Consider the following 20,100-nt stretch of genomic DNA (forward strand, 5'->3'; position numbering starts at 1 on the left):
AGGGCAGGACCTCAGGAGGCCACCGTGACCGTCATCTCGGATCTTGACCGCCTGCACTCGCAGCTCAGCAGGCTGGAGGACATGTTCCCCGGCCATCTGGCGGAGATTGTCGAGGGCAATATCGTGATGAGTCCGGTCAAGCCCCACCATGCGGAGACCATCCGGCTGGTGTGGAACGCGCTTCGGGAGCAGGTGGCGGAGGAGTGGGGCTTCACCAGCGATGTCGCCTTCCCTTTCGACGGGGAGAACGAGTTCTGCCCCGACCTGGCGATCATTCCCGCGGCGGAAGTGGCCAAGAACGAGGGCGCCTACTCCCCTGATCTGATCGAACTCGTAGTTGAGGTCGTGTCCCAGGGCAGCATCCGACGTGACTACACGGTCAAACCTCGTTGGTACGCGCAGCGAGGCATCGCCAACTATCTGGTTCTCGATCCCCTCAAGGGGCACACCGTCATGATGTGGAACCCCGGTCCCGATGGCTATCGAGGCCGCGACACCATCCTCTACGGCCCTGATCTGACCGTCGACTCCCCGCTCGGCAAGCTGACGATCCCCACCTCTCGGCTCCCCGTCGACCCGAAAGCCCGGCCTCAGACCTGAGCGACGCCCTTGCCGGCCCGGCGGCGGAACGCGAACGCCGCTGCCACGCCCGCTGTCAGGCCCAGCAGGTGGCCCTGCCAGCTCACTCCCGACTGGGTCGGCGCCAGACCGATCACGATCGACGTGCCCCAGACCGCGGCCACCAGCAGGCCGACCAGGACGCCCAACGGGCGGCGCTCCACGAACCCGCTGATCACCAGGAAGCCGAACAGGCCGAAGATCAGGCCCGACGCGCCCGCCGTGTTGGTGTGGGCCGGGGCTATGAGCCAGACGCCGAGGCCGTCGGCCACGATGATCGCCGCGCAGACCATCGCGAAGCGCCGGATGCCGCCGAGGGCTGCCAGGAACCCCATGACCAGCAGCGGGACGCTGTTCGCTGCCACGTGGGCGAAGCCGAAGTGGATGAACGCGGCCGGCACGATGTCGACCAGTTCGGACGAGGTGCGCGGGGTGATGCCGAAGCCGTCCAGGGCGTGGCCACTCGCCACGTCGACCACTTCCAGCAGCCACAGCAGCGCGACCCAGCCCAGCATCAGCTTGGCCGCGGCCTTCGCCCGGTCTCCCTGCGACCACTCGAGTTCCGTGCCCGTCATGGCAACCCCCTCCCCGTTCAGAAGAACGCCCGGCCCCCTTGACCGGTTCCCACCCTGCGACGCCGGATAGGCTCGGGGGTGTGAACCCAGTCAAGCCAGGAGAGACACGGCGTACACCTTGGATCGTAGGGGTGTCCGGCGCCTCCGGCACCCCGTATGCCGCGTCGGTGCTGCGCGCGCTCCTCGCCGCCGGGGAGAGCGTCGACCTGGTGGTCTCCCGGGCCTCGCGGCTCACCCTCCTCGACGAGACCGGCATCTCCTTCAGGGACGCGCACTGGCGTGAGGACCTGGGGGAATGGCTGGCCCGCGGCGCCGACGGCAAGCCCGCGAGCTTCGACGTCGACCTCGACGCGGTGCGGTACTGGAGCGCCGGGGATCTGGCCGCGGGGCCGTCCTCGGGGTCGTACGCCACGAAGGGGATGCTCGTCGTGCCGGCCTCCACGGCCTGTGTCGCGGGCGTCGCCCTCGGTCTGTCGAAGGATCTGCTCCAGCGCGCGGCGAGCGTCACACTGAAGGAGCGCCGGCCGCTGGTCGTGGCGGTACGAGAGACCCCGCTGAACGGGCAGACCCTCCGGCACCTCGTCACGCTGGACGACGCCGGCGCGAGCGTGGTCCCGGCCTCGCCGGGTTTCTACGCGGGCGCCACCCACATCCAGGACCTGGTGGACTTCGTCGCCGGGCGGGTGCTGGACGCGGCGGGCGTCGAGCACGGGCTGTACCGGCGCTGGCGGGGCGCGCTGGGCGGCGGCAGCGCCGACTGACGGGCAGGGCAGGGCACGGGAGCACGGGGGAGCGGGGCTACAGAAGCACAGGGGCGCAAGGCCACAGGGTCACAAGGCCAAAGGGCCGCAGGGCCGCAGGGCAAGTCGCAGTACCACTCAGCACTTTCAGGAACTTTTTCAGCGGAAGGCATCGATCGCATGGACGCGGTGGACAGGCAGCTCATCCAGGCCCTGAGGGAGAACGGCCGGGCCTCGTACGCGGAGCTGGGGCGCCTCGTCGGTCTGTCGGGACCCAGCGTCACCGACCGCATCAACCGGCTGGAGGCGGCCGGGGTCATCACCGGTTACCGCGCCACCGTCGACGCCGCCTCGCTCGGTCTCGGCGTGATCGCGCTCATCGGCATCTCGCTGTCCGACGCGGCCGACCACGAGGACGTGGCCATGCGGCTGCGGGACCTCACCGAGATCGAGGACTGCTGGTTCATCGCGGGCGACGACTCGTACATGCTGAAGGTGCGGGCCTCGGACGTCGACGGCCTGGAGAAGACCATCCGGCGGCTGTCCGGGACCAAGGGCGTCTCCCGCACCCGGACCACGATCGTGCTCTCCACGAAGTGGGAGAACCGGGTCGGAGAGCTGCCCGAAGAGGCGTAGACGTACGGTGGTCGCAGTCGTTCGGGGTCGTCGGAGAAAGGTGTGGGCATGGACGTCGGGCTCAAGCGCGAGCTGGAGGACAAGGTCAGGGCCGGTGAGCGCCTGACCCGTGAGGACGGCATCGCGCTGTACGAGTCGGACGACCTGGCGTGGCTGGGCGGACTCGCGCACGAGGTGCGGACGCGGAAGAACGGCGACGTCGTCCACTTCAACGTCAACCGGCACCTCAACATGACCAACGTGTGCACGGCGTCCTGCGCCTACTGCTCCTTCCAGCGCAAGCCGGGGGAGAAGGACGCCTACACGATGCGCATCGAGGAGGCGGTGAAGCTCGCCAAGGCGATGGAGGGCGAGAACCTCACCGAGCTGCACATCGTCAACGGCCTGCACCCGAACCTGCCGTGGCGGTACTACCCGCGGTCGCTGCGCGAGCTGAAGGCGGCGCTGCCGAACGTCTCCCTGAAGGCCTTCACGGCGACGGAGATCCACCACTTCGAGACGATCTCGGGCATGTCCGCGTCGGAGATCCTCGACGAGCTGATCGACGCGGGTCTGGAGTCGCTGACCGGCGGCGGGGCGGAGATCTTCGACTGGGAGGTCCGCCAGCACATCGTGGACCACCGCACGCACTGGGAGGACTGGTCCCGGATCCACCGCCTGGCGCACGAGAAGGGTCTGAAGACCCCGAGCACCATGCTGTACGGCCACATCGAGGAGCCGCGGCACCGGGTCGACCACGTCCTGCGTCTGCGGGAACTCCAGGACGAGACCGGCGGCTTCCAGGTCTTCATCCCGCTGCGCTACCAGCACGACTTCGTGGACGTGAAGGACGGCAAGGTCCGCAACAGGTTGCAGGCCCGTACCCAGATGGCGACCGGCGCGGAGGCGCTGAAGACCTTCGCGGTGTCGCGGCTGCTGTTCGACAACGTCCCGCACGTCAAGGTCTTCTGGGTCATGCACGGTGTCCAGACCGCGCAGCTGGCCCTCCAGCACGGCGCGGACGACATGGACGGGTCGGTCGTCGAGTACAAGATCACCCACGACGCGGACAACTACGGCACGCCGAACAAGCTGACGCGTGAGGATCTGCTGGACCTGATCCGGGACGCGGGCTTCCGGCCGGTGGAGCGGAACACGCGGTACGAGATCATTCGGGAGTACGAGGGGCCTGACGCGGGGCGTCGGGAATCTCCTCAGCCGATGAGGGTGTGAGGTCGTTCGTCGGCTGCGGGCGCGTGGGGGGCTGGTCGCGCCCACGCGGCGGAGCCGCAAATGTTCAGAGTCCCGCGCCCCTGAGGTGGGTACTCGGGGCGCATGGCTGACAAGGGCCCCGAGGATGCCTACAGCGCGGAACCGTTCGTTCCGTCTCGCGGCGGGTTGCCCGCCCTGCGCCAGGCCGCAGCCGACTGCCGTGGCTGTCCCCTCCATCGCGACGCCACCCAGACCGTCTTCGGCGCCGGTGACCCCCACGCGCGTGTGATGCTCGTGGGAGAGCAGCCCGGGGATCAGGAGGATCGGCAGGGGAAGCCGTTCGTGGGGCCCGCGGGGAAGCTGCTGGACCGGGCTCTCGCGGAGGCCGGGGTCGATCCGGCGGAGGCGTACGTCACCAACGCCGTGAAGCACTTCAAGTTCACGCAGGCCGAACCCCGCAAGCGGCGGATCCACAAGGCGCCCAGTCTGCGGGAGATGACGGCCTGCGGGCCGTGGCTCGCCAAGGAGCTGGAGCTCGTCGAGCCGGAGCTGATCGTCGTGCTCGGGGCCACCGCGGGCAAGGCGCTGCTCGGGTCGTCGTTCCGGGTGACCCAGGTGCGGGGGACCGTGCTGGAGGCGGAGATCCACGGCCGGCCGGAGCGGCTGGTGCCGACCGTGCATCCGTCGGCCGTGCTGCGGGCCGAGGACAGGGAGGCCGCGTACCGGGGGCTGGTCGCGGATCTGGAGGTGGCGGCGCGGGCGTTGTCGTAAGGCTTACGATGCTGCCGTGTCCCTTACGTTTACTTTCGACCCGCCCGTCACTCCCGCCCTCCGCGACGGCATCCTCGACCTGTGGACCGACGTCAGCAACGCGGGCGGTGCCGTCGGCTTCGTCGCGCCCGTGGAGCGGGAGACCGTGCGACCCGAGCTGGTGAGGCACTTCGTGGCGATGGCGGAGGGCCGTACCCGGCTGCTCGTGGGGCACGACGGCGAGGGCCGGGTGGCCGCCGCCGTGTTCCTCTCTCTCAACTCGCACCGGCTGATGACCCACTGGCTGTGGCTGTACACCGTCATGGTGCATCCGCGGCACCAGGGCAAGGGCTACGGCCGTGACCTGCTCGGCGCCGCCGCGGACGCGGCCCGCGGGATCGACGGCATCGAGGCGATCCGGCTCACCTGCCGCGGCGGCCTCGGCCTGGAGCGTTTCTACGGCTCCTGCGGCTACAAGGAGGTCGGTCGGGTCCCCGGTGCGATCCGGGTCGCGCCGGGCGACGACCGCGACGACGTGATCATGCTGCTGCCGCTCGGCTGACCCCCGTCGAAGATCGGGTGCCCGGCGTGCTTCACTGGACGGTGCCCCTTTGTGGTGTTCAAAACCGTTCGAAACGGAAGAGTGGATTGACATGCTCCGCTACACGCTGATGCGCCTCGGGATCTTCGTGGGCTGCCTCGTGGTCGTCTGGGGCCTCGTCTACGCCGGCCTCTTCCCGCGCGGTCTCGGCTCCTCCAACGGCATGTGGATCGTCCTGCTCTCCCTGCTGATCTCGGCCCCGATCAGCTTCGTCGTCCTGCGCAAGGAGCGCGACCGCGCCTCCGTGCAGGTCGCCCAGCGCGTCGACCGCATGAAGGCCAACCTGGACGCCAACCGCAGCCAGGAGGACGAGACGGTCGACGAGGCCGGTCGCTCCCAGGGCCAGGCGCCGCAGACCTCCTGAGCACAACGCCCCCGCCGCCGCGCGCACATGACCGTACGCTTTGGTCATGGGTGTCGTGAAGAGCAAGCGGATGCCGCGCGCGGTGCGGGAGCAGCAGATGCTGGACGCCGCTGTGGAGATCTTCGGGCAGCGCGGGTACATGGCCGCCTCCATGGACGAGATCGCCGAACTCGCCGGGGTGTCCAAGCCGTTGGTCTATCTGTACCTGAACTCCAAGGAAGACCTCTTCACCGCGTGCATCCGCCGGGAGGCCGCCGCGCTCACCGAGGCCGTGCGGACGGGGGTGCGGACCGAGCTGCCCGTCGACCGGCAGCTGTGGGACGGGCTGCTGGCCTTCTTCACGCACACCTCGCTGCACCCGCACGCCTGGTCCGTGCTGCATCTCCAGGCCCGGATCCATGGTGAGGCGTTCGTCGCCGAGGTCAACGCGATGCGGGAGGAGATCGTCGCGTTCGTGACCCAGCTGATCGTGGTCGCTGCCCGTGAGGCGCACCGGGATCCCGATCTGCCCGAGCGTGAGGTCGCAGGGCTCGCCGAGGCCCTGGTCGGCGCCGCCGAGTCGCTCGCCGCGTGGGCCAACGCGACCCCGGGGGTGACGGCACGGCAGTCGGCGGCGACGCTGATGAACTTCGCCTGGGCCGGTCTCGGCAACCTCATGGAGGGCCGGCCCTGGATCCCCGAGGCCGTCGGTGCGGAGAGCGCGCCGGTTCAGGTCAGCGGGTAGACGCCGCCGCTCACATGCACGCGGCCGTCCCCGCCGCACAGTTCGAACCGCTCCCCGTTCGCCGCGTACGTCACCGTCCCCGGCAGCAGTACCGGCGCCCTGAACTCCGCGCGTACCAGGGCCGCCTGGGGGGTGCCGTGGGCCGCCAGGCAGCGGGCCGCCGTCCACATGCCGTGCGCGATCGCCCTCCTGAAGCCGAAGAGGCGGGCCGTGAGCGGGTACAGGTGGATCGGGTTGCGGTCCCCGGACGCGGCGGCGTACCGCCGTCCCACGTCCCCGGCCAGCCGCCACTCGTCGAGTCCGGGCAGCGGCTCACGCGTCTCCCGCGCGCGCTCCTGGCCCGGCTCCTGGCCGCCCGCCTCCGTGCGGTGCCGTGCCAGGTACGTGCTCACCGACTCCCATACGACGTCCTCGCCCACCCGCAGTTCGGTGACCACCGAGGCCTCCGTACCGCGTCGGTGCGGCGCCAGTCCGTCGACGTGCACGGAGAGTTCGTACTCCCCGGTCGCCGTCAGTTCCCGGTACCGGGTGATCTCGATCGACGTGTGCACCAGCCCGAGCAGCGGCAGCGGGAAGTCCGGGCCGCTCATCAGGCTCATCGCCAGCGGGAAGCCCAGCACATGCGGATACGTCACCGGCAGCGCGTCCTCGCCGGTCGGGAACCCGCACACCCGCTCGTACGCGGCCAGCCGAGCCAGGTCGACCCGCAGCCCGCGCAGCACGAGCCGGGTCCTGGGGAACTCGGCGGTGGCGGAGGGCCGCTTGAAGGGGGACCGCAGGGCACCGGCCAGGAGCAACGGCATGAGGGAGGGAGGCCGGGCGAGCACGCGCGCCGGGCCGCCCGGACCGACCGCACCGGCAGGACCCTGCGGCGCCGGAGGCGCATACGCGGGGCGCGCGTCCCCGGCGGAGACCGAACCGGCGGAGGCCGATCCGGCGGAGGCCGATCCGGCGGAGGCCGATCCGGAGGTGGCCGGACCGGGGGTGGCGGATTCGGTGGCGGTCGGACCGGGAGAGGTCGAACCGGGGGTGGCTGAACCGGCGGTGGTCGAACCGTGGGGCTGCGAACCGCGCGGCGTCGAACCGGGAGAGGTCGAACCGGCGGTGGTCGAACCGTGGGGCTGCGAACCGCGCGGCGTCGAACCGTGGGTCTCCATCACGCCCCCAGCAGACTCTGGCCGCACACCCGTACGACCTGGCCGTTCACCGCGCCGGAGGCGGGATGGGCCAGCCAGGACGTCGTCTCGGCCACGTCGATCGGGAGGCCGCCCTGGGCCAGGGAGTTCATCCGGCGGCCCGCCTCCCGGATGAACAGCGGGACCGCCGCCGTCATCCTGGTCTCGATGAACCCGGGGGCCACCGCGTTCACCGTGACCCCGTGCCCGGACAGCGCCCGGGGTGCCAGGGAGCGCACCAGGCCGACCACGCCCGCCTTGCTCGCGCCGTAGTTCGTCTGCCCGGCGTTGCCGGCGAGCCCCGCGATGGAGGCGGTGGCGACGATCCGCCCGCCCCGCCGCAGCGCACCCGCCTCCAGCAGCGCGTCCGTCGTGCGCAGCACGCTCGCCAGGTTGACGTCGAGCACCGAACTCCAGCGTTCGGCGGGCATGTTGACCAGTCTGCGGTCCCGCGTGATCCCCGCGTTGTGGACCAGCACGTCCAGCCCCTCGGGCACCGCCTCGGCGATCCGTTCGCCCGCGTCGGCGGCCGTGACGTCCAGCGTGAGCGCCCTGCCCCCGAGCCGCTCGGCCAGCCGCTCGGCGTCCGCCGCGGCGCCCGGCACGTCGAGGACGACCACCCGCGCCCCGTCCCTCGCCAGCGTCTCGGCGACCGCCGCGCCGATGCCCCGCGCACCGCCGGTCACCAGGGCCGTCCGCCCGGCCAGCGGCAGCGACCAGTCGACCTCGGTGTCCTGGACCGGCGCGCCGACCTCGATCACCTGCCCGCTGACGTACGCGGACTTGGGGGAGAGCAGGAACCGCAGCGTCGACTCGGCGGCGGACGCGTCGGTCAGCCGGACGAGGTTGACCGTCCTGCCCCGGCCGATCTCCTTGCCGAGCGAGCGGGTGAAGCCCTCCAACGCCTGCTGGGCGGCGGCCTGGTGATGGTCGACGGAGGAGAGCGGCGATCCGAGGACGACGACCCGTCCGCTCGCGGCGACCGTCCGCACGACCGGGTGCAGGGCCGCGTGGACCTCCGCCAGGTCCTCGACGTCCCGCACTCCGGTGGCGTCCAGGAGGACCCCGGCGGGCGCGCCCACGGGCGAGGCGAACTCCAGCCCCGACAGCTGTGACTTCCCCGCCGTGAGGAGCAGCACCCCGCCCTCGAACTCGTCGGAGGCACTCGACCACCGCCGCAGCTCCGCCGGTTGCGGAAGGCCGAGCCTGCGGGTGAGGAACCTGCCCGGCGCGGTGCCGGTGAAGCTCAGATAGCGGTCGGCCATGTCCATCTCCCGGGTCGGTCGCAGATTCCTTACTCTGGAGTAAGGTTACCGCAGGTAAGTCAATCTCCAAGGTGAGGAGCCGGCGGAAAATGAGCCCTTTGAAGCCACCGGTCGCCCGGCGCGTGGCGGTCGTCGCCGGTGCCCGTGTGCCCTTCGCCCGCTCCGACGGGCCGTACGCCACCGCCTCCAACCAGGAGATGCTCACCGCGGCCCTCGACGCCCTCGTGGAGCGGCAGGGGCTCGAAGGGCCGGGCGCGGTCGGGGAGTTCGTCGCTGGTGCCGTCCTCAAGCACAGCCGGGACTTCAACCTCGCCCGCGAGACCGTCCTCGGCTCGAAGCTGGACCCGCGCACCCCGGCGTACGACATCCAGCAGGCCTGCGGGACCGGGCTCCAGGCCGTCATCGCCGCCGCCAACAAGATCGCCCTGGGGCAGACCGAGTCCGCCGTCGCGGGCGGCGCGGACACCGCGAGCGACGCCCCCCTCGGCGTCAACGACCAGCTGCGCCGCATCCTGCTGGAGGCGCGGCGGGCGAAGTCGGCCGGCGCCCGGCTGAAGGCGCTCGCCCGCATCCGGCCGGGGCACCTGGTCCCCGACATCCCGCGCAACGCCGAGCCCCGCACCGGCCTGTCCATGGGCGAGCACGCCGCCGTGACCGCCGCCGCTTGGGGCGTGACCCGGCAGGACCAGGACGAGCTGGCGGCGACGAGTCACCAGCGGCTGGCGGCCGCGTACGAGCGCGGCTTCTTCGAGGAGTTGGTGGTCCCCTTCCGCGGTCTCGCCCGCGACCAGAACCTCCGCCCCGACTCCACGCCCGCGAAACTCGCCGCCCTCAAGCCGGTGTTCGGACTCAAGGGCCCCGAACCGACCATGACCGCCGGGAACTCGACCCCGCTGACCGACGGCGCCGCGGTCGTCCTGCTGGCCTCGGAGGAGTGGGCGAAGGCGCGCGGCCTGGAGGTGCTCGCGTACCTCACCGCCTACGAGACGGCGGCGGTCGACTACGTGAACGGTGAGGACGGCCTGCTGATGGCCCCCGCCTACGCCGTCCCCCGGATGCTGGAGCGCGCCGGTCTCGGTCTCGACGACTTCGACCTGGTCGAGATCCACGAGGCCTTCGCCTCCCAGGTCCTCGCGACCCTCGCGGCCTGGGAGAAGCAGGGGCTGGGCCCCGTGGACCGGGACCGCCTCAACATCGCCGGGTCCTCCCTCGCCACCGGGCATCCGTTCGCCGCGACCGGCGCCCGGATCGTGGCCACGCTCGCCAGGCTGCTGGCCGAGCGGGAGGGGCGGGGCCGAGGGCTGATCTCGGTGTGCGCGGCCGGCGGACAGGGGGTGACGGCGATTCTGGAGCGGGCGTAGGAGCGGATAGCTGACAAACGCTCACTTTGCGGTCCAGTTTGCACAGTCCCGGCTCCGGACCATCAACAAACCCGCACGCACTCGCCACTTGTGACCCATAGGATCACCGTCCTAACCCGCGGTAACCCTTCACAGGCGCACTCGCGGGTGAACGCCCCGGTACGTCCCCTGCGTACCTCATGCAGGAGCGGTATCGAGCTGTACGTCCCAGGAGCTGACATGTCCCTCTCGTACGTGTCCGGACACGACTACGACGGCGCGCCCGTGCTCGTGGAACCAGAGATCGTGCGGCTGGACGGTGAGGTCCGCGAGGTGGCGGTGCCGCCGCTGGTCGCGCCCCTGACCCACGGCTCGCTGGCCGACCTGCCCTTCGACAACGCCGAGACGGCGCCGGAGCAGCGGGTGATGAGCCGCCGTACCGAGGACGGCCGGTGGATCGACCTGACAGCCGCGGAGTTCGCCGCGCAGGTCCTCGCGCTGGCCAAGGGGCTGATCTCCGAAGGCCTGATGCCGGGCGACCGGGTCGCCGTCATGGCCCGGACGACGTACGAGTGGACGCTCCTCGACTTCGCCGCCTGGGCCGCCGGCCTGGTGACGGTCCCCGTCTACCCGACCTCCTCGGTCTTCCAGACCCGGTTCATCCTCCAGGACTCCGGCGCGGTCGCCCTGGTGACCGAGACCGCCGCGCAGGCCGCCGCCCTCGGCCCGGAGCTCAGCCGGCTCCCGGACCTGCGGCACATGTGGATCATCGAGAAGGGGCATGTGGAGCGCCTGGCGGAGCTGGGCCAGGCCGTCCCGGACCAGGAGATCGCCGTACGGCGCGGCATGCTGGGGCCGGCCACGGTCGCCACCGTCGTCTACACCTCCGGCACCACCGGCCGCCCCAAGGGCTGTGTGCTCAGCCACGGCAACTTCCTCGCCGAGGTCGACAACGCGATCGAGCTGCTCTACCCCGTCTTCAAGTCGAAGTCGGACGAGGCGGACCTGGCGACCCTGCTCTTCCTGCCCATCTCGCACGTCTTCGGCCGGATGGTCGCCGTCGCCTGCGTCCGTGCCCGGGTCCGCCTCGGTCACGCGCCGAGCCTCCAGGCCGAGGACCTGCTCGCCGACCTGGCCAGCTTCAGACCCACCTTCCTCCTGGTGATCCCGTACATGCTGGAGAAGGTCTTCAACAACGCCCGCGCCAAGGCGGAGAGCGGCGGCCGGGTCACCGTCTTCGACCGGGCGACCAACGTCGCCGTGCGCTACGGCGAGGCGATGGAGTCCCGCCACGCGGGTACCGGCTCCGGCCCCGGCGCGGCCCTGAAGGCGGCCCGCACCTTCTACGACCCGCTGGTGTACCGCCGTATCCGCAACGCCATGGGCGGCCGCATCCGGCACATCATCTCCGGCGGCTCCCCGCTGGGCCGCCGCCTCGCCGCGTTCTACGCGGGCGCGGGCATGGAGATCTACGAGGGCTACGGCCTGACGGAGTCGACCGGGGCCGCGACCTGCACCCCGCCCCTCAAACCCCGCCTGGGCACGGTGGGCTGGCCCATCCCCGGCACCCGGATCCGGATCGCGGCGGACGGCGAGATCCTGCTCAACGGCGGCCAGGTGTTCCGCGGCTACTGGGACCCCTACGGCGAAGGGGTGGCGCCCGCCTCGGCCGACGGCTGGTTCCCGACCGGTGACATCGGACAGCTCGACGACGAGGGCTATCTGACCATCACCGGCCGCAAGAAGGAGATCCTGATCACCGCGGGCGGCAAGAACGTCGCCCCGGCCCCGCTGGAGAACTGGCTGCGCTCCCACCCGCTGATCTCCCAGTGCATGGTCCTCGGCGACCGCCGCCCCTACATCTCGGCGCTGATCAGCCTGGACATGGACGGCGTGAACCACTGGCGCCAGATGAACGGCAAGCACCCCGTCCCCGCCGAACTCCTCGTCAACGACGAGGAGTTGCTCCAGATCCTGCAACGGGCCGTGGACGAGGCGAACAAGCTGGTCTCGCGCCCGGAGTCCATCCGCCGCTTCACCGTGCTGCCCACGGACCTCACCGAGGCGGCGGGCCATCTGACACCGTCGATGAAGCTGCGCCGGGAGGTCGTCATGCGGGATTTCGCGGCGGAGATCGAAGGGCTGTACGAGCGCTGAGCGCGTCCTGATCACTGCTGCTCCGCGACCCGGCAGCCGTGCACGTCCTTGGTCAGCACCCCCTGCTCCGTCGCGAGCGTGTGGTCGTAGCAGGTGCCGGGGGCGCGGAGGCGGTACCGCTCGCTGGTGGTGGCGACCGCGTGCCGGTTCTCGCGGGCCACGCCGAGGGTGAAGGTGGCGTCGCCCCGGTAGGTGTCGTCGGTCCGGGTGGCCCCCGACCGGGCGTGGTCGCCCACGGACATCACGACCCGCAGCCGGTTCGCGCTGTCGATGGTCGACTGCCCGTCCAGGGTGTACTCGCGGTCGGTGCGGGCCGTCCTGCCGTTCGTGGCGACGACCTGGCGATCCGTCCAGGTGCCGGTCACGTCGTCGGTGTTCTCGTCGGGCGTCCACCGGTGGTCGACGGCCGTGCTGAGGGTCCGGTCGACGGTCGTGGTCACACGCCCGTGGGAGGTGTTCAGATAGCCGGAGACCTTCAGGTGGTCCCCGCCGGAGGTCGCGAGGTGCCGCAGCGAGCCGTCGGTGAAGTCGTTCGACAGCGCGGGGGCGGTCTTCCGGTACGAGGTCACGGCCCCGGTCAGCACCGACCGGTGCACGTCCTGCCACACCAGGACGTTCGTCGGCGCGCTCCACCCGGTCTGCCCGGCCGGCACCCCGAGCACCGACACGTCCACGGTGTGCGCCCTGCCGTCGTCCAGGAGGCCGGCGAACGGGGTGAGGTCGAAGGTCAGCGGCCGTACGTCGAAGGCGGTCGGGGAGGGAATCACCGACCACAGGTAGGGCGACCACCCACCGGTCCACACGTTCGGGTAGGGAGACGCGATCCCGGCGACCTTCCCGTCCACGCTGACCTGCACCTCGCGGTACGGCCCGTCGTCGCCGCCCTGGCAGGAGTACGACGCGGACGGCGTCGTCGCCGTGTACCAGAACTCCTCGCAGCCGCCGCCCGACCCGGTGGCGTACACCTCGGCCAGGATGCGCTCGGAGTTGCGCGGGGTGGTCAGGGAGGCGCCGGTGGTGACACTGTCACCGGCGCTGAGGGGGATGACCCGGTCCGGGGCGTCGGGCGCGGGCCGATGACGCTCGGGCGCGTAGAAGGTGAGCGTCACCTTGACGTCGAGGACGCCCGTGTACGTGCCGTCGACGACGTTGCCGATGAGCATGTCGACGGGCTGCGCGCTGCTCAGCGTCTTCTCGTACTCGGTGACGTCCTTCTGGACGGACCAGTCGATGCCGTCCTGCGAGGGCTCGGGCGTCGACGTCCGGAACACCTGCACCCCGCCGATGTCCAGGTACCCGAGCCGGTCGAACTGCCGGCCCTTCACGTTCCCGTCCATCCGCAGCACGACCTTCGACCACCGTCCGGGCGTGCCGCATCCGGTCGGTGGTGTGTACGTGCCCGTGTACGGCGTGAAGTCCTTGAACTTCGCCTCGGCGACGGTGACTTGGCAGGACGTGGTGTGGGGGGTGCTGATCGGCGGGGCGGCGGTGACGGGGTCGTGGTAGTCGGTGCCGAACTCCGTGGGGACGGGGGTGTCGGCGGTCGCGGTGCCCGCCGCGAGGGCCAGTGAGGCGAGGGCGGCGGTGAGGAGAGCGGCCGCGCGCCGGGGGAGGTGGGGGAGAGGTCGTCTCATGCGGCGCAGTGAACCCGCCCGCCTCGGCCGTGACCAGAGGCCCAGAAGAGGTCTTGACCAATTCCAGCCCGTTCGCTGACTTTTCGGCTTGGTACAACCATGACCCGCCACGAGGAGTCTCCTTCCCGTCAGTCCCATGATCACCGCAGGAGACGCATGTCCACGCGCACCCCCCTCGGCCTGGCGATCGCCACGGTCACCGCCGTGTCCCTGACCGGCGGCCTGCTCACCCTCTCCGTGAGCACCGCGAGCGCGGCCGGCCCGGCGAAGTACGCCGACGACTTCAACGGGGACGGCTACCGCGACTACGCCGTCGCGAGCCTGGGCGGTGAGGTCACCGTGACGTACGGGACGGCCACCGGCGTCGGTACGACCACGAAGACGTTCACCCAGTCAAGCGCGGGCATTCCGGGCACCGCCGGTGACGCGGGCGGCTACGCGGACGCGTTCGGCGAGGACGTCGCCACCGCCGACCTCAACCGCGACGGATACGCCGACCTCGCCGTCGCCGACTTCACGGAGAAGGTGAGCGGCAAGGTGAGTTCCGGCGCGGTCACCATCCTGTGGGGCAGGAAGACCGGCCTCACCGGGACCGACGCCACCCGCCTCAAGGTCACCGCCCGCGCCGACCAGGGCTTCGGAAAGGCCATCGAGACCGGTGACTTCAACGGCGACGGCAAGGCCGACCTGGCCGTCGCGGACGCCTTCAAGTCCGTCTACGTCTACCGCGGCGGCTTCGCCAAGTCCGGTACGACGGGCAAGGTCACCAAGCACACCCGCGACGCCACCTTCGAGACCGCCGGCCTCGTCGCCGGCAAGGTCACCAAGGACAGGGCGACCGACCTCTACCTCCTGGGCCAGGGCTACCACGACGACAAGATGACCCAGGACGCGTGGTTCCTGCGGGGCGGCACCACGATCAAGCCCGGCAAGGCCACGGTCATCGACGGCTCGGCCCCCGACTACGGCCCCGCCGGTGTCGTCGCCGACTTCGACAAGGACGGCTACGGCGACCTCGCGGTCAGCGACACCCGGTACCGCAACAACGCGGGCTCGGTGGTCGTCTGGCGCGGCGGCGGCACCGGCCCGACGACGAAGTACCGGCTCACCCAGTCCACTTCGGGCGTCGCCACGGCCGCCGCGGCACACGAGTGCTTCGGCTCCGCCCTCTCCGCCGGGGACACCAACGGCGACGGCTACCCGGACCTCGCGGTCGGAGTGCCGTACGAGAAGGTCGGCACGGCGAAGGACGCGGGCGGCGTCCACGTCCTGCGCGGTGGGAGGTCCGGCCTGACAGGCAAGAACTCCCAGTGGTTCACACGGGCGAGCGCGGGCGTCCCCGGGAACCCGACGGCGTACGAGAACTTCGGCTTCCTCGTCCGCCTGCGCGACATCGACCGCGACGGCGACCAGGACCTGCTGCTGTCGCGCAACTACTACGGCCCGAGCGCGCTGCTCCCCGGCACGGGTTCCGGCATCACGGCGACCGGCTACAAGGACGTGGACCTGGTGGCCGCGTTCCCGCAGTAGGGGGAGACGAAGGCGGACCACGCCGTGGGGGAGAGGGTGAGGTGAGGGCCGGTGGGGTGCTTGGAGTCGCGGAGGTGGATGGTGTGGGGGGTGACGGCGACTTCCAGGCACTGCCCGCCCTCGCCGTCGCTGTAGCTCGACTTGAACCAGGTCAACTTCTCTATGGTCATCGCTCTTCCAGCATCTTCTCGATCAAGTCCAGGGACTCGTGCGGGTTGAGGGCCTGAGCTCGGATGATCCCATAGCGGGCGGCGAGTACGCGTACCTCTTCCCGGTCGGTGATCAGACGGGGGTATCCCTGGATCTCCATGTACGCCACCTGCTCCCTCCCCTTGGGGATCAGCAGCGTGAACGAGCCGCCCAGGCTGGGGTGTTCGTCCCGCCCCGACGGCATCACCTGAAGCTGCACGTTCCGCATGCGGCCGACCTGCAACAGCCGCTTGAGTTGCCCCGCATGCACCGAGCGGCCGCCGATCGGCCGTTCCAGCACGGCCTGTTCGATGACGAAGCTGCACTCCGGCGGCGGCCACTTCTCGAAGAGCTGCTGGCGGGAGAGCCGGTCGGCGACGCGCTTCTCGATGGTCTCCTCGTCGAGCGGCGGGTGCCGTTGCGTGAACACGGCCCGGGCGTAGTCCTCGGTCTGGAGCAGGCCCAGGACGCCCATGGTGCTGTAGTCGTAGAGCGAGACCGCCTCGGCCTCCAGTCCCGCGTAGTCGCGATACCACTCCGGATGACGGGTCCGGCTCTTGGCCATCGCCTGCTCGACCTCCGGGAGGACCTCCTTCAACAGACCCCCGGCATCCAGGAGTTCGTCCGCCTTGAGGAGCACCTCGGGCCGGAGTGTCCGTACGCCCCGCTCCATCGCCGAGACCGCGTCCGGGCCGTAGCCCACCAGCTCGCCGAACTCCTTCTGGGTGAGCCCCTTCCGCTCGCGCAGGAGCTTGACCATCTTGCCCAGCGCGACGAACAGCCCCGCCGTACCGTCCGCCTCCGCAGGCGTGTCCGGCCTCCGCTCAGCCACGTGCCCCACCCCTCCCGCACGACAACCCGTACACCGAACCCCTCGCACCCGTACAGTTACTCAGCGTCGCCGAGTCACTCCTGGTCAGCGTAGAGACAAGGCAGCACGCTCGGTCTCGTGAACGCCGAAATCTCCACCCCCATCGACGAACTGACCCAGCGTCTGAGCGCGACCCCGAGAGGCGCCCGGCTGGCCCGCAGGCTCACCGCCGCGAGGCTGGAGGCCTGGGGGCACCCCTACGACAGCGAGGTGAACGACACCGCGCAGCACCTCGTCGCGGAGCTGGCCGCCAACGCGGTGACCCACGGACGCGTGCCGGGAAGGGACTTCGAGCTGCGCCTGCTCCGGCTCCCGGGGAACACGCTCCGTATCGAGGTGACCGACGCGAGGGGGGACCGCCGGCTCCGGTTCGTGAACGACGCGGAGGGCGAGCACGGCCGGGGACTGATCCTCGTGACCTTGCTCGCCCGTACCTGGGGCGTCACGGAACGGGACGTCGGCAAGACGGTGTGGGCCGAGATCGGGCTGTCAGGCGAGCAGGATCTCGCCGGTGATGGTCGCGGCCAGCACGACGTAGACCGTGCTCGCCATGTAGTTCAGCACGGCCGTGGCCTTGGTCGAGCCGGCCAGACGTGCCTGGAAGTATCCGGCCAGCACTCCGATGGATCCGTAGAGGATCACCTCCATCAGAATGTCGATCGCGCCGAGGATCGCCATCTGTAGTCCCGGGTTCTCCGCGCTTCCGATGAACTGCGGGAGTATCGCGAGGAAGAACAGAATGATCTTCGGATTCGCGATGCTGACCAATATGCCCCGCAGGTACCAGCGGCCCGCGGGGACGTCGGTGTGTCCGCTGATCGCGCGACGGGCGTGGCGCACGGTGACGTACGCCAGCCACAGCAGGTACACCGCGCCCAGGATCCGGATCGTGTCCAGGACCGACGGGTGCGAGCGGGCGATCTGCCCCACCCCGGCGACCACGGCGGCGGCGTAGACGCTCATGCCGGTCGCGATGCCGAGGATGGCCTTCACCGCGGCCCGGCGCCCGCCTTCGAGGCCCACGGCCAGCATGTAGGCCATGTCGGGCCCGGGCGGGCCGAGGAAGAGCATGATCACTGCCACGTAGCCCGGCAGCACTGTCAGATCCACCATCGGCGGCGACCTTTCGTCGGATGGAACCGTCTAAGGTGGTTCCACCGTACAGGTCAGTCGGCCGAAGGTGACTTCTTGCGCTTGTTGGCCAGGAAACGGGCCTTCTTCTCGCGGTTCCCGCACGTGTTCATGTCACACCATCTGCGGGTGTGGCCCCGGCTGGTGTCGACGAACGCGGCTCGGCAGGTCGGAGACGCGCACAGCGAGATCTTCCCGTCCCGCTCTCCCGAGAGAAGGTCGATCGCGTCGGCGGCGATCACGCTGAGGGCGTCCTCCACCGACGCGGAAGCCAGTCGCCACTCCCGGCCGCCCTCCGGGGTCAGGACCGCCGAGGCCAGGCCGTGGGTGCTGCGGTCGTTGATGACCTGGACGGCCGAGGAGGGCAGGGGGTTCTCGTTCGCGACAGCGGTGGCAGCCGCGTGGATCGCTTCCCGTAGCTCCCGTGCCCGGTCGAGCTGGGCCCGGTCGCAGGAGTCGACGGCGAGTCCGTTGTCCGCCAGCCAGTCCGCGAGCCGGGAGGGGACGGGAATGCGCTCCAGCGTCTCGCCGTAACGCTCCGAGAGGGTTCCCGTGAAGCTGGTCGCCAGTACCTTGCCCGTGCGGAACTCGGGGAAATGCTGCACCGCCACGAAAACCACCTCAGCCGGTCGCCTCTTGCGGCGCAAGCATAGGTGAACCGGCACAGATGGTTCCGCGGCTCGGGTTTCCCGTTCCCTTCACGCCCCTTGACTTCTCAAGACCTTCGCGCGACGTTCCGGACCTCTTCGTCCGTACCAGCCGCTGGGGGGACCTGCCCATGAGCGTGACCCGAAGACACCTGCTGGCCTCCGGTGCCGGTCTGGCCGTCGCCGCCGGAGTGCAGCAGGGCGCGAGCGCCGCCGACCTGCCGACGGCCGGGACCTGTGACGTCGTCGTCATCGGCTCCGGGGCCGCCGGGATGACGGCCGCGCTCACCGCCGCCAAGCAGGGCCTCAGCGTCGTGGTGCTGGAGAAGGCGCCCACCTTCGGCGGGTCCGCCGCCCGTTCCGGCGCCGGGATCTGGATCCCCAACAACCCCGTCATCCTGGCCGCCGGTGTCCCCGACACCCCGGCCAAGGCGGCTGCCTACCTGGCCGCCGTCGTGGGCCCGGACGTCCCCGCGGCCCGGCAGCAGGCCTTCCTCGCCCAGGGGCCGGCCATGATCTCCTTCGTCATGGCCAACAGCCCGCTGCGCTTCCGGTGGATGGAGGGGTACAGCGACTACTACCCGGAGCTCCCGGGCGGCCTCCCGAACGGCCGCTCCATCGAGCCCGACCAGCTCGACGGCAAGATCCTCGGCGCCGAACTCGCCCATCTGAACCCGCCGTACCTCGCGGTCCCCGCGGGACTGGTGGTGTTCAGCGCCGACTACAAGTGGCTCGCCCTGTCCGCGGTCAGCCTCAAGGGCGCCGCCGTCGCCGCCGAGTGCCTGGCGCGCGGCACCAAGGCCGCCCTGCTCGGGCAGACCCCCCTCACCATGGGGCAGTCCCTCGCGGCCGGCCTCAGAAAGGGCCTCCTGGACGCGGGCGTGCCCGTCCGCCTGAACACCCCCCTCACCGAGCTGTACGTCGAGAACGGCACCGTCGCCGGAGCGGTCACCCCCGCCGGCCTCTACCGCGCCCGGCGCGGCGTGATCGTGGGCTCCGGCGGCTTCGAGCACAACGCGGCGATGCGGAGCCAGTACCAGCGCCAGCCCATCGGCACGGCCTGGACGGTCGGCGCGAAGGAGAACACCGGGGACGGCATCCGCGCCGGACAGCGGCTCGGCGCCGACGTCGCCCTCATGGACGACGCCTGGTGGGGACCGGCCATCCCGCTGCCCGACGAGCCGTACTTCTGCCTCGCCGAACGCACCCTCCCCGGCGGCCTCATCGTCAACGCGGCCGGCCGACGGTACGTCAACGAGGCCGCCCCCTACAGCGATGTCGTCCACACCATGTACGACCGGAACCCGACCGACCCGGACATCCCCTCCTGGCTGGTCGTCGACCAGAACTACCGCAACCGGTACCTCTTCAAGGACATCGCGCCGACCTTCGTCCTCCCGGACGACTGGTACAGCTCGGGCGCCGCGCACAAGGCCTGGACGCTGGACGCCCTGGCGACGTCCATCGGCGTGCCCGGCGCCGCCCTCCGCGCGACCGTCGACCGCTTCAACTCCCTCGCGCTCAAGGGCGACGACACGGACTTCGGACGCGGGGACAGCGCCTACGACCACTACTACACGGACCCCGCGGTCCTCCCCGACTCCTGCCTCGCCCCGCTGTGGCTGCCCCCGTACTACGCCTTCCGGATCGTCCCCGGCGACCTCGGCACGAAGGGCGGCCTGCGCACCGACGCCCGCGCCCGCGTCCTGCGGCCGGACGGCTCGGTGATCCCGGGTCTGTACGCGGCCGGGAACGCGAGCGCGGCGGTCATGGGCCACAGTTACGCGGGCGCGGGCTCGACGATCGGACCGGCGATGACGTTCGGGTACATCGCCGCGCGGGACATCGCGGGGGTGCTCTAGACACCCCCGCTTCTTGAAAGTTTGAAGATCTCTTGACGTCAAGTGCCTGGCGGAGTTCACGAGTTGGGGCGAAAGATCATCGGTGACGGTTTCCTCAACC

At 70.8% G+C, this 20,100-nt stretch carries 20 protein-coding genes and 1 pseudogene; 13 read left to right on the forward strand and 8 right to left on the reverse strand.

What is annotated here, in order from left to right:
• The first annotated feature begins 24 nt into the window (after window positions 1-24).
• Entirely contained in the window at window positions 25-600 is a 576-nt protein-coding gene (locus AQJ54_RS00445) for a Uma2 family endonuclease (RefSeq protein ID WP_279389262.1), read from the forward strand.
• On the opposite strand, the gene AQJ54_RS00450 is transcribed toward AQJ54_RS00445, so the two are convergent.
• Window positions 591-1,193: a rhomboid family intramembrane serine protease gene (locus tag AQJ54_RS00450; protein ID WP_062023154.1), complete on the reverse strand. Its 603-nt coding sequence runs from the start codon at window positions 1,191-1,193 to the stop codon at window positions 591-593. The genes AQJ54_RS00445 and AQJ54_RS00450 overlap by 10 nt on opposite strands.
• 80 nt (window positions 1,194-1,273) lie before the next feature.
• On the opposite strand from AQJ54_RS00450, the gene AQJ54_RS00455 reads away from it, so the two are divergent.
• The 7 genes from AQJ54_RS00455 to AQJ54_RS00485 all read left to right on the forward strand — a co-directional run bounded on the left by AQJ54_RS00455 (window position 1,274) and on the right by AQJ54_RS00485 (window position 6,199).
• Window positions 1,274-1,954, forward strand: coding sequence for a UbiX family flavin prenyltransferase (locus AQJ54_RS00455; RefSeq protein ID WP_079069666.1), 681 nt, complete (start codon window positions 1,274-1,276; stop codon window positions 1,952-1,954).
• Window positions 1,955-2,113: 159 nt separating this feature from the next.
• Window positions 2,114-2,569 (forward strand): Lrp/AsnC family transcriptional regulator, encoded by a 456-nt coding sequence (locus AQJ54_RS00460; protein WP_020135971.1) that lies wholly within the window; start codon window positions 2,114-2,116, stop codon window positions 2,567-2,569.
• A 48-nt stretch (window positions 2,570-2,617) separates the two neighbouring features.
• Complete coding sequence (mqnE, locus tag AQJ54_RS00465) at window positions 2,618-3,781, forward strand: aminofutalosine synthase MqnE (RefSeq protein ID WP_062232745.1); 1,164 nt, start codon at window positions 2,618-2,620, stop codon at window positions 3,779-3,781.
• A gap of 102 nt (window positions 3,782-3,883) precedes the next feature.
• On the forward strand, window positions 3,884-4,531 hold the full coding sequence (locus tag AQJ54_RS00470; protein ID WP_062232747.1) for a UdgX family uracil-DNA binding protein: 648 nt from the start codon (window positions 3,884-3,886) through the stop codon (window positions 4,529-4,531).
• A 16-nt stretch (window positions 4,532-4,547) separates the two neighbouring features.
• Window positions 4,548-5,072, forward strand: coding sequence for a GNAT family N-acetyltransferase (locus AQJ54_RS00475; protein ID WP_062232749.1), 525 nt, complete (start codon window positions 4,548-4,550; stop codon window positions 5,070-5,072).
• A gap of 91 nt (window positions 5,073-5,163) precedes the next feature.
• Entirely contained in the window at window positions 5,164-5,475 is a 312-nt protein-coding gene (locus tag AQJ54_RS00480) for a DUF4229 domain-containing protein (RefSeq protein ID WP_062232752.1), read from the forward strand.
• Between the two features lie 46 nt (window positions 5,476-5,521).
• Entirely contained in the window at window positions 5,522-6,199 is a 678-nt protein-coding gene (locus AQJ54_RS00485; protein WP_062023168.1) for a TetR/AcrR family transcriptional regulator, read from the forward strand.
• On the opposite strand, the gene AQJ54_RS00490 is transcribed toward AQJ54_RS00485, so the two are convergent.
• Both AQJ54_RS00490 and AQJ54_RS00495 read right to left on the reverse strand, forming a co-directional pair.
• Window positions 6,184-7,002 (reverse strand): MaoC family dehydratase, encoded by an 819-nt coding sequence (locus AQJ54_RS00490; RefSeq protein ID WP_062234771.1) that lies wholly within the window; start codon window positions 7,000-7,002, stop codon window positions 6,184-6,186. The two genes, AQJ54_RS00485 and AQJ54_RS00490, sit on opposite strands and share 16 nt — an antisense overlap.
• A gap of 353 nt (window positions 7,003-7,355) precedes the next feature.
• Complete coding sequence (locus AQJ54_RS00495) at window positions 7,356-8,639, reverse strand: 3-oxoacyl-ACP reductase (protein WP_062234773.1); 1,284 nt, start codon at window positions 8,637-8,639, stop codon at window positions 7,356-7,358.
• 89 nt (window positions 8,640-8,728) lie between these two features.
• On the opposite strand from AQJ54_RS00495, the gene AQJ54_RS00500 reads away from it, so the two are divergent.
• Both AQJ54_RS00500 and AQJ54_RS00505 read left to right on the forward strand, forming a co-directional pair.
• Window positions 8,729-10,000, forward strand: coding sequence for an acetyl-CoA C-acetyltransferase (locus AQJ54_RS00500; RefSeq protein ID WP_062232754.1), 1,272 nt, complete (start codon window positions 8,729-8,731; stop codon window positions 9,998-10,000).
• Between the two features lie 219 nt (window positions 10,001-10,219).
• The gene (locus AQJ54_RS00505; RefSeq protein ID WP_062232755.1) at window positions 10,220-12,136 is read left to right on the forward strand and encodes an AMP-dependent synthetase/ligase; all 1,917 of its coding nucleotides are present in this window, start codon (window positions 10,220-10,222) and stop codon (window positions 12,134-12,136) included.
• Window positions 12,137-12,147: 11 nt separating this feature from the next.
• On the opposite strand, the gene AQJ54_RS00510 is transcribed toward AQJ54_RS00505, so the two are convergent.
• Entirely contained in the window at window positions 12,148-13,770 is a 1,623-nt protein-coding gene (locus AQJ54_RS00510) for a peptide-N4-asparagine amidase (protein ID WP_062232758.1), read from the reverse strand.
• Window positions 13,771-13,926: 156 nt separating this feature from the next.
• Here AQJ54_RS00510 and AQJ54_RS00515 point away from each other — a divergent pair, with 156 nt between their 5' ends.
• Window positions 13,927-15,300, forward strand: a complete 1,374-nt coding sequence (locus tag AQJ54_RS00515) for an FG-GAP and VCBS repeat-containing protein (protein WP_062232760.1) — start codon at window positions 13,927-13,929, stop codon at window positions 15,298-15,300.
• Here the strand turns inward: AQJ54_RS00515 and AQJ54_RS00520 are convergent.
• Window positions 15,261-15,470, reverse strand: coding sequence for a DUF397 domain-containing protein (locus AQJ54_RS00520; RefSeq protein ID WP_062232762.1), 210 nt, complete (start codon window positions 15,468-15,470; stop codon window positions 15,261-15,263). The two genes, AQJ54_RS00515 and AQJ54_RS00520, sit on opposite strands and share 40 nt — an antisense overlap.
• On the reverse strand, window positions 15,467-16,321 hold the full coding sequence (locus AQJ54_RS00525) for a helix-turn-helix domain-containing protein (RefSeq protein WP_211278479.1): 855 nt from the start codon (window positions 16,319-16,321) through the stop codon (window positions 15,467-15,469). The genes AQJ54_RS00520 and AQJ54_RS00525 overlap by 4 nt, the downstream gene beginning before the upstream one ends.
• A gap of 117 nt (window positions 16,322-16,438) precedes the next feature.
• Here AQJ54_RS00525 and AQJ54_RS46550 point away from each other — a divergent pair.
• Window positions 16,439-16,849, forward strand: a pseudogene (locus AQJ54_RS46550) (ATP-binding protein); the annotation flags it as partial.
• On the opposite strand, the gene AQJ54_RS00530 reads toward AQJ54_RS46550, so the two are convergent.
• Both AQJ54_RS00530 and AQJ54_RS00535 read right to left on the reverse strand, forming a co-directional pair.
• The gene (locus tag AQJ54_RS00530; protein ID WP_062023190.1) at window positions 16,850-17,473 is read right to left on the reverse strand and encodes a LysE family translocator; all 624 of its coding nucleotides are present in this window, start codon (window positions 17,471-17,473) and stop codon (window positions 16,850-16,852) included.
• A gap of 53 nt (window positions 17,474-17,526) precedes the next feature.
• Window positions 17,527-18,102 (reverse strand): CGNR zinc finger domain-containing protein, encoded by a 576-nt coding sequence (locus AQJ54_RS00535; RefSeq protein WP_062232767.1) that lies wholly within the window; start codon window positions 18,100-18,102, stop codon window positions 17,527-17,529.
• 167 nt (window positions 18,103-18,269) lie between these two features.
• Here AQJ54_RS00535 and kstD point away from each other — a divergent pair, with 167 nt between their 5' ends.
• Window positions 18,270-20,000 carry a 3-oxosteroid 1-dehydrogenase gene (kstD, locus tag AQJ54_RS00540; protein WP_062232769.1) on the forward strand — a complete coding sequence of 577 codons (1,731 nt, stop codon included), beginning with the start codon at window positions 18,270-18,272 and terminating at the stop codon, window positions 19,998-20,000.
• Window positions 20,001-20,100: the final 100 nt, after the last annotated feature.

Origin of the sequence: Streptomyces griseorubiginosus (assembly GCF_001514195.1) — a bacterium.
Classification (GTDB): Bacteria; Actinomycetota; Actinomycetes; order Streptomycetales; family Streptomycetaceae; genus Streptomyces; species Streptomyces griseorubiginosus.